We start from the raw sequence: 12,520 nt of genomic DNA, 5'->3' as shown, positions 1-12,520 counted from the left end.
CCGGCACAGGAGTAGGATTGGCCACTTCAGGCCACTAGGCTCACGGCAACTTCAGCGTGAACCAAGTGGAGAGCGCTTTCATACCGTTTCGTTCAATGTTGGAACCATCCCAGATTGCGAAGGCGATTGGCACCGAAGCGCCTGCCTTGAACTGGGTGTCGTTGGCATCGCTGGTCTCCAGCGAACGCTTCACGACTACACGCCAGGTCGGGCCGGTGTATCCACCGCCCTTGAGGGACCCGGACGGCTCCCACACACCATTGCCGATCACATCCTGATGGGCCTGGGTGGTCAAGGTGCTGAACCCGTTGGCATTCAAATCCTCGACGGAGCTGACGCGCAGGGTCGGGTCGGACATGATGTTACCGGACCAAATGCCGGAATTGAATGGGCCAAGGCTCCGGCCAATACGATCCGGATAGGTCACTCCACCAGCCGGCTCTTCGAAATAGTAATCCCAGAAGATGCCAGGGTATTGGTCATCCACGTCCCACATCCCAGCGCTATCCTTGCCGAGATCCTTCTGCCACTCCGCGTTCCAACGCCAGATGTTGACCGTCCCGCCTGACTGGCCCATGCACTGGAATGGCGGGGCTCCCGCGGTGTTGACCGGGAACATGACGGCGGCCTGGTCCCGGAAATCCTGCGGACCGATTGCCGTGTCGTTCTTGGTCTGGTCGCTCCAATCAAGGCGCAACCCCAAATCCTTCCCATTGCTGACCGCCTTCACAAACACCGACTTCACCGAAATATTCGGGTGCATCGGGGTCGTGATGGTCTGGCCGCTCAATGGGATGATGACACCTGGCACTCCTTCCCAGATGGGGTTTGCACCATCCATCGGGATTACCCCCTTGATCGCCTTCACGGGAATGGTCACCGGTTGGCTGACCGCGAGAGGCACCTGCCCAATCGTCAACATAATGCCGACGATCAGCGCAGAGAACAGAATGCCAAACACCAAACGCTTATTGCGTGTCTGCACCAGTCTCATTGCGTATGCCCTCCTCTGAAAGATTAATAAGAAAAAGAACTGGGAACGTATAACGTCTGCCGAAAACCGAATACTGCACTGCCCGAAAACCGAGAACTCCTACGCAGTCCCGACTGGGCCTTCGCTCTTCTCGCCGCCCTTCTCTTTCGTCTGTTGGTCCATGAAGGACTCAGCGCCGACCTCACTCAGCAACATGCTGAGCTCATTCCCCTTGTCCTGCGCCCCGCACTCGTAGGTTTGACCTTCCGGAGCATTGAAGGTAGCTGGTCTATAGTCCGCCTCAGAGTACGGTTGCACGGTCACTCCGAGGAAGGCGACCTCAAAATCCATCCACTCCGACATACAGTCGGCAATAAGCTTGAATAAGCCCGTATCCGACTTCTTCGCCAACATTCTGCAGAACAACGGCACCCATCGGCCGATATGATTCTTGATAAATTTCTTTTGCGCATCGACCACGATCTCGGTCTTGTCGATACCATCGTGGCAGCGTGAATAGGATTCTTTGTAGGTCAGAAAATGCATGAACTCGAGCTCGACACTCAGGTGATCGAGACGCTCGTGCACATCCTTTGAGAGCTCGACGCCGAAGGCTTTGTAGAAGCCTGCAATGTCGCCCATCACATGGGACTGCGCAAAAACGTGATCGTTACCGAACAGTGTTTCGTAGGGCGGACAATCCAGCGTGATCACATTGGTGAAGACCCGCCGATGCTCTGTCTGAAGATCGCCGATCTGCCAATTGACACACTCAGCCGAAACCAGTTTCTCGATCTGGTCGAACTGTTTTTTCATCAGGGCGATTTTCTGGCTGGCCCGATCACCGCCGATGCCATCGAGCGCGAGACGCAATCCGTCCAATGCGGCTCGTCCATCTTCAACGAATTCACCACACTGGAGATAATCCAGGAACTCCTCGTCCTCAGGATACAACAAACTCCATGAAAACAAGAGATATATTTTGCTGCGGTTGAGCGCGCGTTCGACAGCGGGCGAATCTTTTATAGCGACCGCCTGCGGGGGAGCGATTGCGGTAGAGGACGGGGAGGTGGGCTGCACGACCTGTTTCGATGTCATACGTATCTTGCTCCTCACCTCAACATGTTGCGCATTTTTTTCGCACACTACGCAACATCTGAGTCCTGCGGCACAGGAGGCGTATGATAGGTAAAGGAGGGAGGGATGTCAAGCATGAACTCTCTCTCCTTTGCCCTTGCCGCAAGTGCCGACGTTTCACTACTCTGCCTGATCATTTCGCATTCCGGAACGAGTAAACACACACTTTATTCAGTAGCCCAGCGCACCGGCAGACAGGTTTCTTGCCGGTGTCACCTTGATCGCAATACGATCATTGACCGTCTTGCAAATCTGCTCACACATACCACATCCGACACACCGCTCTGGAGCCACCACCAGATGAAGCGCATGAAAATCCATCGAGAGGGCCTCAACAGGGCATTTTGACACACAGGCATGACAACCCTGGCCCGCCGTACACACACGGTGCGACACCGCTGCCACACCCATCCGCACGTCAAAACAATCGGCAACCGGCAGCAGCGCCTCGGTCGCACAGGCGGCAATACAGGGAAAATCGTCGCACAATTCGCATGCGACCTGATTCGAAAAAATAACCGGCGTACCGTTCGCCACATCGCTCACGATCGCTCCCGGCGGGCATACTTCAATGCAATCGCTACAGCGTGTGCACCGTTCAAGAAACATGGCCTCATCGACAGCACCCGGGGGACGCAGCCAGTCTGTTCGCACAGGCGCGGCCGGTTGCTCGCGGGGCGCGTCCTTATGAGCGGCAAATTCCCGCGCCGCCTTCGCCACCGACACGACGGAGTCTTTCAGGAAATCACGACGCCCGTATTTAGGATCAGCGGCCACGATGCACCTCGCTTACATCACACCGTCGGCCCGTAACTTGTACACTTCTACACAACGATCACAGGCCCCGTACTCGACATCCCAGCCTGGATGGTTCTCGCGGATGAAGTCCAAGATATATTTTTCCAGCTTGGTTTCCATATCTTCCACCCAGGTGTACGTCGGGAACCGGCAGAGCGGACAAGGAAACCCCGGCATGAGCATCACCTTATTGGTGGTCTCCGGAATTTCTCCGCCCTCGACATCCACCGCGCGATCCAGGATGCGCAGGGTGTCAGTGGCCATTTCCACCAATTCGGAATGGGTAAAATAGCTCGTCTGCCACAACCCCTCAAATACGGATTTCAACTGAGCCGGGGGAATCTTTCGATACCACGACCGGAATTCCTTGAAACGATCTTCCTTCTGGAGCATCGGCTCCTTCCCGGAAGCGATCAAGCGGCTATCGACGCTGATATTCCAAAGAATACGATAGCGGTGCAGGATGAGCGTTTCTTCGCCGGGATTCTGTCCGACTCGCGTATCCGGATCGTACCCGAACGCCGGGTCGAGCATGTCATGGATATGCAGGAGTTCGTGACGACAGTACCGCGTCAACGCCGGATCGTAGAACCGCCGCGGAATCAACTTGATACCGACTCCCTTCAGTCCCTTCTCCTCGAATTGCTTCGCCAGGTCGTGCTCGACGGAGCCCCATTTGCGCAGGACATCCACCCCTTCCTGATCCTCCTTGAGCACCCCCTTGACCAGGACGATTCCGACTCGCTGCTTCAGCTCAGGGAATTCATTGAACGCGTCGCGGATGATATCGGAGAACCCCCAGATACCGAATAAATACTGATACAGCTTCTTGAACTCGGCCTCGCGATCGTCCAGCGTGAACTTTTCATAGATCGGGTCGGCCAGTTCATGAAACTCTTTGTAGTAGGTCGGATCTCCTTCCCGCTCCGTCTTTTCAATAAAGGAGTCGATGACTTCCTGCAGTAAGGCCGGCTGAAAACGGATCTCCATCGACGGCTTGGAAACTTCTACTCCGGTTGCCATAAGACCTCACATGTTCTGGTTCGGTGAAGGGATGAAACCCGCACGGGTACTGTGCTTGACTTGCTCCCAGTCGTTCTCTTACGATCATCGAAACGACCGCCGATTATACAAACCCCTTAGCGATTTTTGCAAACCGTTGAGGGTTCCGGCCGGGGCTCGATGGCCCCCGCTCAGCACAGCGACGAGGCACAAACTTTTATGAGCAATCAAACGACCGCCCCCCTGACCGCGCCTTCAACCGGACAACCAAGCAGCCAGAGCGGAACCGCACAGCCCCCCCCTCCCGTCGACCATTTAGAATATTGGAAAGCAGGGCTTCGGGAACTCAAGACGTTTCGGGGACACTCCCACGGCGTCTGGTCCGTCGCCTACGCTCCCGATGGCCAAACGATTGTCAGTGGCGGCGTCGATCGATACGTCCGCGTCTGGGACATTGAAACTGGACGACTCCTGCGTTCGCTGAGGGGCCACACCGCCGACATTCGCGCCCTGGTGTTCACGCCGGACGGCCGCACACTGGCCTCAGGCAGCGAAGATCGAACCATCCGCCTGTGGAACCCGAAAACCGGCGAGCCGACCAAACTCTTATTTACCCGCTACGATCACAATGTCTGCAGCCTGTCGTTGTCTCCTGACGGCCTCATGCTGGCCCGCGGCAGTCACAATAAAGACATCAAGATCTGGGAAGTCACGACCGGCACCGACCTCATGACCCTGCTGGGAAAAGACCAATACGATCACCACTGGTCGGTCTGTGTGGCATTTTCCCCGGATGGCGTGCACCTTGCCAGCGGGTCCGACATCGGCAAAATCAGAATCTGGGAGGTGCTCCCGAGCGGAGAGGAAAAAATCCTCCATAACGGCCATTGGGAAGAATCAGCCGAAGACTCAACGGAGACCCGCGGCTTTTTCATCGAAGACGACGGAGGATTTCAGAAGCCGATGGAGTACTGGATCGGCGCGATGGTCTTTACGCCGGATGCCAAAATGCTGATCACCGGCAGCCGTGACAACACAATCCGCTTTTTCGAGATGCCGACGATGAACGAACTGCGCGTCGTGCGCGGGCATAATGGATGGGTTCGGTCGTTAGTGGTCTCGCCAGACGGAAAAGTGCTCATCAGTGCAGGGGATGACAACACGATCCGCTTCTGGGACATCGCCACAGGCCGAAATTTCCGGACCGACAAGACCCATGGCGGAGCGGTACGCGGTATCGCCCTCTCGCCGGACGGACTACGCCTGGCCAGCGCCTCCTGGGATCGCACGGTGAAGCTCTGGGAAGGTGGCGTGGAGCCCGCCGAGTAACCTACTCATCCTTCTCCTCCGCCTCACCCTTGGCGGAGGAGAGACCGTACCGCTTACATTTGTCCCACAAGGCTTTTCGGGATACTCCCAGGATCGTGGCGGCATTCGTCCGGCTGCCGTCTACCTGTTTCAAAACTGCGGCAATATAGTCCCGCTCGAATGCCTCCCGTGCCGTCGCGAGCGTGGCAGGAGCCGTGGACTCCGGCTTCTCACCCATCGCCGTCAGTCCTTCCGAACAAAAACCGCAACCTGCTTGAGGTGACCCGCCGAGATAGGGACAGGTCTGGAAGCCACACAGGTCCCACGGCTGTAACGATTCCCCGTCCCGCCCCAAGGCGGCGGCTCGGTCCACCATCTGCTCCAGTTCACCGACATTGCCGGGAAACGAATAGTGCAGGAGCAGATCACGACTCGGCTGCGCAAACCCGTCGAGAGATTTGCCCAGAGCCGCCGACCTCGCCTCCAGCATATACTCGGCGATCACCAGCACATCTTCCCGCCGCTCGCGCAATGGCGGCACAACGATCTGCACGGCCGTGAGCTGATCGGAGAGTTCTTTGTGGAACCGTCCCTGGTAAGCCATCCCCTTCAGATCATCCTTGGACGCACACACGATCCGGACGTCCACCTCGATGTGTTCGCGCCCGCCGACACGCTCGAATCGCCGATTCTGAAGCACGCGCCACACCCTTGCCTGCACATTTGGAGAGACCGCATCGATATCATCAATAAGCAGGGTTCCCTTGTGCGCCAATTCGAACCGTCCACGTCGTTGGCGCAGCGCCCCGGGAAACGCGCCCTTTTCATGCCCGAATAACTCTGCCTCCAGGAGCGCCTCGGGAAGGTCCGCGCAACAGACCTTGATCAGGGGCTGATCGCGCCGGGGACTATTCAAATGAATGGCATGGGCTACCAACTCCTTACCCGTCCCGCGCTCCCCGACAATCGACACCGGCGAATCGGTTGCGGCCACTAACTTGATCTTCTCCAGCAGGGCCCGCATCTGATGATTGCACCCGAGGATCCCGCCGAAACTAAACCGGTCTTCCAGCACCTCTTTCAATTCAAGATTTTCCCGTCGCAATCCAAGAATTTTCCCGACACGCTCGACAATCAGCAGCAGCTCGTCCATTTGAAACGGCTTGGTGATGTAGTCGTATGCACCCAGCTTGATCGCACCGACCGCCGTATCCACCGACCCATGGGCCGTAATCAGGATCACTTCCGTCGTCGGGCTCCGCTCCTTGCAGGCCTTCAAAATCGTCAGTCCGTCGGCGCCGGGAAGGCGCAGGTCGGTAATCACGATATCAAACTGACGCGTGCCCAGGATCGTCAGCCCTTCTGTTCCAGTGGCGGCCGCCATGACCTCACAGCCGATGCCCTCCAAAGCATCCAGCATGGACAACCGCATCAACGGCTCATCATCAACGATTAGTACTTTGAGGCCCTTCACGAAAACCTCCCGATGGCGTGCCGTTCCGTCGCAAGCGGAATAGAGACGGTAAAGGTGGTCCCTTTGCCGACTTCGCTCTCGACAAAAATCCTTCCTCCATGCCGCTCCACAATACCCAGGCTGACGGACAGGCCAAGCCCGGTGCCCTCTCCTTCATTCTTCGTGGTGAAGAAGGGATCGAAAATCCGCGGCAACACCGAGGAGGAAATGCCGCAGCCTGAATCCTGAATCCGAACCAGGCAGTGGGCCTCGTCCATCGACGTACGGATGGTCAGGACTCCACCGGTCCGCATCGCTTGAATGGCGTTCAACACAAGATTCATCAACACCTGCTCCATCATATGCCGATCGATCATCAACTCCGGGATGTCGGGCGACAGCGCCGTCTCCAGCTGCACACGGTGGGGGACAAACAGGTGGTCCGTCAACAGCAATACCCGATTGACAACTTGATTGATATCAGCCAGTGCGAGTTCCGGATTGTGTTGCTGCGAGAAATCGAGCAGTTGCCGGACGATTCGTTGCACCCGCCGCAGTCCATCCTCCATCGACGCCAGGTACTCCTCCTGCCTGGACGGCGACAGGGTTCCCTTCCGCATATTGTACAGACAATTAAGAATGCCCCCGAGTGGGTTGTTGATCTCGTGCGCAACACCCGCAGCCAGTTTTCCTACCGACGCCAGCTTCTCGGAGTTTCTGATTTGTTGCTCCAGCTTCTTCGTGTCCGTCATATCGCGGGCAATTCCCAGCACGCCTAGGATCTCCCCCTCCACGCCATGAAGCGGGGAGACGCTGACCATCACGGAACGCGGCTCGCCGGCCTTCGTCAACACTTCGACCTCATAGACCTGTTTTACACCGATATCCAGCGTCGATTTCAACCGGCGCCCACGATGCCGTTTCGACAGTAACCCCAGATACGGCCGCCCCAACAGATCTTCCTTGGCATAACCCCACGCCAGCACCTTGCTGTTCACATACGTGAAACACTGCTCGCTATCGAGCGTGTAAATGACGTCATTGGCGTTCTCCAGGAGGTTCTCAAGATACTGCTTGGTTTCTTCGATCTCGCGGGTTCGCTCGCTGACCTTCGCTTCCAGCTCCTGCTGGTAGGTATGCATCTGCCGCTCAAGACGTTTCCGGTCGGTGATGTCGCGCAACTGGACCATGACCCAGGTATGGTCGCTGCCGCGCACCAGAATCAGGTCCATCTCCACCGGCGTTTCCCTGCCGGTGGCATCGCGCACGGTGATTTCCTGGGTCGGCACCTGGCGCTCGCCCGCGCGGATCTTTTCCAACAACACCCGCATCTCGTCATGGTGAACCGGTTCGACCACGTTGAGAATACTGCTTCCGACGACCTGTTGCTCCGAGTAGCCCAGCGCCTGCTCTTCCCGTTTGTTGACGGCCACAATCACGCCGTCCTCCCCCACCATAAACACCGAATCCGCCACCAGGTCGAACAATGCCTTATACCGTTCTTGCGAGGCCACCAGTTGCCGGGTGCGCTCGTTGACCGCCTGTTCCAGTCTGGTCGTGTACTGATGGATTTGCGCCTCCAACAGCCGCCGCTCCGTGACATCGCGGACAAACGCGCGCGAGTGAACCAGACCGCCACCGCTTTCGAATAGAGCCGTCGCATGAATTTCCACGTCGATCGGGTGGCCGTCCCCGGCCACAAACACGGTCTCTATCGTGCTGCGCCCCTGCGAGACCAACCGCTCCAGATAGGCCAACACCTCCGCCTCACGGCCCTTGGGAACGAGATCCCAAAGGCGCATCTGAAGCATCTCCTCCAGGGAATAGCCGAGCTTGTCCAGACCGGTCTTATTGACATGCACAAACTGGCCGGCCTTGTTCAACTGATAGATCATCTCCGGGGAATGTTCGATGAGATCGCGATACCGCGCCTCCAGCCGGCGGACATCTTCCATCCGCTGCTCGATCTGTTCGAACGAGATGCGCAGGTTCGCCGCCATCTTATTGAAGGCGTCGGCCAGTTGTTCGATTTCATCGCCGGTCTTGAGATCCAGCTGCTGATCCAACCGTCCGCTTCCGATCCGCTGCACTCCTTCATGCAACAGTCCGATCGGACGGGCGATGCGTCGCGCGACGGTCAGGCCCGTGAGTAACAGGACACCGAACACCCCCAGCCCATATACCGTCACTTGCACGACGAGCCGCGAGAGCGGCGCATAGGACTCGGCCGGGTCCTGCCGTACAAATGTCACCCAGCGCTTGCCACCCAGGCTATCCGGCGTCAATTCAGTCCCCAGTCGAACCGGCGCAAACCCCACGATCGAATTCTGTCCCCCGTGCGAATCATTGGCCAGCGTGGTCCATCCCGCAGGACTCGCGCTGATGGCGCTCACCAGCTCAGGCTTCACCGCATGTTCTTCCGGCGCCAGAACCGGACAGATCAATGGAACACCGTCCGAATTGAACAACATGGCATGCCCAGTGTGCCCCACTGTGGCTTCCGACACGGAATGAAACAGGGTATCCCGCCGTAACAGGACCGTGACCGCACCGATCGTCACATGTTGTTCATCGTCGATGATCGGGGCCGACACATTGACCACGTGGGTGCCGAAGGCAGGGTCGAAGAAGATATCGCTGACAAACACCTTGCCCGTTCCGCGCTTCATGACCGCCTGCCACCACGCCGCCTTGCCATGGTAATACTCGACCTGCGGGATCGAACTCACCACCAGGGCGCCGCGGTTGTCCGTCACAAAAATTCCCACGTAGTCGGCCTTGCGGATATCGTGCCATCGAATCAAATAGTTGGTCACAATCCGGTTGATGAACAGCGGAAACTCGCTCTGCTTGTCCCGTTGACGCCACCGTTGTTGCCAGGCTTTGATCATAGACTGGACGGTTTTTTCGTCCTTGTCCAGGTAGGTGCGATTGGATTCGGTCACCGAGGTGCGCAGGAAGGGTGTGGCGGCGAGTTGCTGCGCCTCGTTGACGCCGCGCGTCACCTGCATCTCAATTCGCCGGGCAGCCTCGACCGCCACCTCTTTAAAGTTGGCCCCGATCGTTTCCCGAAGCGCTCGGCGTTCTTCGATGTAGGTGAGGACGAGTGAGAGGCACAACGGCAGGAGGCCGACCATCACGATGGCCGTGATGATCTTTCGCTGGAGACTGTGAGACCGGCTCCAGAACAGCATGGGTGCGGCTTACCCCGACAAACGGCCCTCTTACGATAATAGACAGGCCTCAGCCCAGGCTCGGACGACCCGAGCTTAGCGACGCTTCATGAGCCCCCCGGCACTGCCGGGCCACAGCAGCAACAACGGGCTCGCCACGAAGACCGATGAATAGGTTCCGAACATCACGCCCCCGAGTAATGCCAGGGAGAAATCGTGCAACACTTCGGCGCCTGCGAGCACCAGCGGAATGAGCACGATGACCACGGTCAAACTGGTGACGATGGTGCGGCTTAGGACCTGATTGATAGCCTGGTTGATGATCGTTGCTTCATCCTCACGCCGACGCGTCCGCAAATTCTCACGGATACGATCGAAGACGACGACGGTATCCGTCAACGAATACCCTGCCAAGGTCAGCAACGCCGTAATCACCAGCAGCGTGATCTCTTTATCCAGCAGATAAAAGACACCCAGCACAGCCAGCACATCATGGAATGTCGCCAACGCGGCCGCCACACCGAATCGCAACTCAAACCGGACCGCAATGTAGAGTACGATTCCGACGAACGAAATGAGGACCGCGATCATCGCATCTTCCTGGAGTTTCTTCCCGATCGTCGGACCGATTTCCATGCTGGAATCCACCACAAACTTGTTGGCGGGGAATTCTTTGCTGAACACTGCCATGACCCGTTCGGCGACCTTCTCCTCGATCGTCGTCGACGCCTTCACACGGATGAGCAACTTGTTGTCTTGAGTGAACTCCTGCAACTCCGCCGACCCCAGACCGTTATTTTCCAGAGCACGTCTCGCCTCGTCGATCTTCATCGCTTGCTCGAACTTCAACTGCACCGCCGTCCCGCCGGCGAAGTCGATTCCCAGATTCGCCGCGCCGCGCGCGATTTGAAGCACCGCGATGAGACCCAGAAACGCAAGGATGCCGGAGATCGCAAACGTGATAGACCGCTTCCCCATGAAATCGATATTCGTCTTCCCCAAAATCTCGAACATGCCGGCTCCTTCCTAGATACTGAGCTGCTCAATTTTCCTGCGCTGATTGAACAGGTCGAACACCACTTTGGTCCCGACCAGCGCCGTAAAGAGGTTGATCGCGATACCGAGGCAGAGCGTCACGGCAAAGCCTTTGATCGGCCCGGTACCGAAGAGAAACAGGGCGAACCCGGTGATCAACGTCGTCACGTGCGAGTCCACAATCGTCAGCAACGCCTTGTCGTATCCCGCATCGATCGCCACCCGAACAGCCTTCCCCTGCCGAAGTTCTTCGCGGATGCGCTCGAAAATCAACACGTTCGAGTCCACACCCATACCGATGGTCAGAATGATACCGGCAATGCCCGGCAGGGTCAGCGTGGCGTTCAGCCCCGCGAGAGCCCCGATCAGACAGATCAGGTTCAGCAAGAGCGCAAAGTTTGCGATCACGCCGGATAGGCGGTAATACAGGGCCATGAACACGATCACAAGGAGGCCCGCAAAGAGGGTAGCCTTCACACCTTTTTCGATGGAATCCTGCCCGAGAGACGGACCGACGGTCAGGTCCTGGATGATCTTAAGCGGTGCAGGCAACGCCCCGGCGCGCAACACGATCGACAGGTTGTTCGCTTCTTCCATCGAAAACGTCCCGGTGATCTGAGCCCGCCCCCCGCTGATGCGTTCCTGAATGACCGGTGCTGAATAGATGGTATTGTCGAGCACGATCGCCATGCGCTTCTTCACGTTCTCGCCCGTGATACGGTCGAACTCCCGCGCGCCCTTCGCATCGAACGTCACGGACACGTAGGGTTCATTGAACTGGCCGATGGAGACCCGCGCATCGCTCAACACGTCGCCGGCCAGCATCACCCGCTTTTTCACCAGATAGGGCGCCAACCATTCCTGCCCGCTGTCCTTTTCGACGATCCGCTCGAACAGAATCTGGTCGCCTTCCGGCACTTTCCCCTCGACCTGCTTCAGGAAGGCGTCCTCGCGCTCCTTGCCCTTCTGAATTCGGCCGGGCAAATCCAGCTTGAGCTGATTCTCATCGTCCAACAATTTGAACTCGAGCAGCGCGGTCTGTTTGATGAGGTCCTTGGCAAGCTTGGCGTCTTTGATACCGGGTAACTGGACGACCACCTGCTTGAGCCCCTGTCGCTGAATCAACGGCTCTGCCACACCGAACTGGTCGATGCGATTCCGGATTGTCTCCAACGCCTGATTGATGGCGGAGTCCTTGATGCGCTTGATCTCCGCATCCCGCAACTCCCAGACGACCTTGTTTGCAGACCCGGCCGACTCCACCTCCACATAGGTCGGGAAATCGTCCAACAGCTTCTGGACCTGCGCCTTCAATTCGGCATTGTGAAATCCGATGGTGATCTGCGACGAACCGGTACGTTTCACCGACTCCGCCGGGATTTTCTTTTCCACTAACAGATCCTGGAGCCCCGCCGCCGTCCGCTCGACGGCAATCTCGACGGCCCGATCTTCCTCCACCTCCAACACCAGGTGAATGCCGCCCTGCAAATCCAACCCCAGGGTGATGCCCTTGTCCGGCAGGACCTCACGCACCCACCGCGGCAGTTCCTTGTACAGAGGTTGGTATGAGGGCAAGAAAAAGATGATCGAGGCGACCACCATCGTCACTAGGGCTAACAACCGTCCGCCGACTTTTTTCAT

9 protein-coding genes are annotated in these 12,520 nt (G+C 57.6%); 1 reads left to right on the top strand and 8 read right to left on the bottom strand.

All coding sequences use genetic code 11. The features are described 5' to 3' along the window. Nucleotides 1-40 precede the first annotated feature (40 nt). The 4 genes from NSND_RS18760 to NSND_RS18745 form a co-directional block, all read right to left on the bottom strand. A complete protein-coding gene (locus NSND_RS18760) occupies nt 41-994 on the bottom strand; it encodes an ethylbenzene dehydrogenase-related protein (RefSeq protein ID WP_080880440.1) in 954 nt (317 codons plus the stop codon). A 99-nt stretch (nt 995-1,093) separates the two neighbouring features. Beyond that, entirely contained in the window at nt 1,094-2,071 is a 978-nt protein-coding gene (locus NSND_RS18755; RefSeq protein WP_080880439.1) for a TorD/DmsD family molecular chaperone, read from the bottom strand. Between the two features lie 210 nt (nt 2,072-2,281). Beyond that, entirely contained in the window at nt 2,282-2,887 is a 606-nt protein-coding gene (locus NSND_RS18750; protein WP_080880438.1) for a 4Fe-4S dicluster domain-containing protein, read from the bottom strand. A 12-nt stretch (nt 2,888-2,899) separates the two neighbouring features. Beyond that, complete coding sequence (locus NSND_RS18745) at nt 2,900-3,931, bottom strand: hypothetical protein (protein WP_080880437.1); 1,032 nt, start codon at nt 3,929-3,931, stop codon at nt 2,900-2,902. A gap of 198 nt (nt 3,932-4,129) precedes the next feature. Here NSND_RS18745 and NSND_RS18740 point away from each other — a divergent pair, with 198 nt between their 5' ends. Continuing rightward, nucleotides 4,130-5,239: a WD40 repeat domain-containing protein gene (locus tag NSND_RS18740; RefSeq protein ID WP_159450878.1), complete on the top strand. Its 1,110-nt coding sequence runs from the start codon at nt 4,130-4,132 to the stop codon at nt 5,237-5,239. Nucleotide 5,240: 1 nt separating this feature from the next. Here the strand turns inward: NSND_RS18740 and NSND_RS18735 are convergent, their stop codons facing one another. From NSND_RS18735 to secD, 4 genes are all read right to left on the bottom strand, one after another. Then, nucleotides 5,241-6,692: a sigma-54-dependent transcriptional regulator gene (locus NSND_RS18735; protein ID WP_080880435.1), complete on the bottom strand. Its 1,452-nt coding sequence runs from the start codon at nt 6,690-6,692 to the stop codon at nt 5,241-5,243. After that, a complete protein-coding gene (locus NSND_RS18730) occupies nt 6,689-9,865 on the bottom strand; it encodes a PAS domain S-box protein (RefSeq protein ID WP_080880434.1) in 3,177 nt (1,058 codons plus the stop codon). The genes NSND_RS18735 and NSND_RS18730 overlap by 4 nt, the downstream gene beginning before the upstream one ends. A 75-nt stretch (nt 9,866-9,940) precedes the next feature. Then, nucleotides 9,941-10,858, bottom strand: coding sequence for a protein translocase subunit SecF (gene secF, locus NSND_RS18725; RefSeq protein ID WP_080880433.1), 918 nt, complete (start codon nt 10,856-10,858; stop codon nt 9,941-9,943). 12 nt (nt 10,859-10,870) lie between these two features. Further along, entirely contained in the window at nt 10,871-12,520 is a 1,650-nt protein-coding gene (secD, locus tag NSND_RS18720; protein ID WP_080880432.1) for a protein translocase subunit SecD, read from the bottom strand.

Origin of the sequence: Nitrospira sp. ND1, from assembly GCF_900170025.1 — a bacterium.
Classification (GTDB): Bacteria; Nitrospirota; Nitrospiria; order Nitrospirales; family Nitrospiraceae; genus Nitrospira_A.
This window is presented reverse-complemented; position numbering and strand designations above follow the sequence as displayed.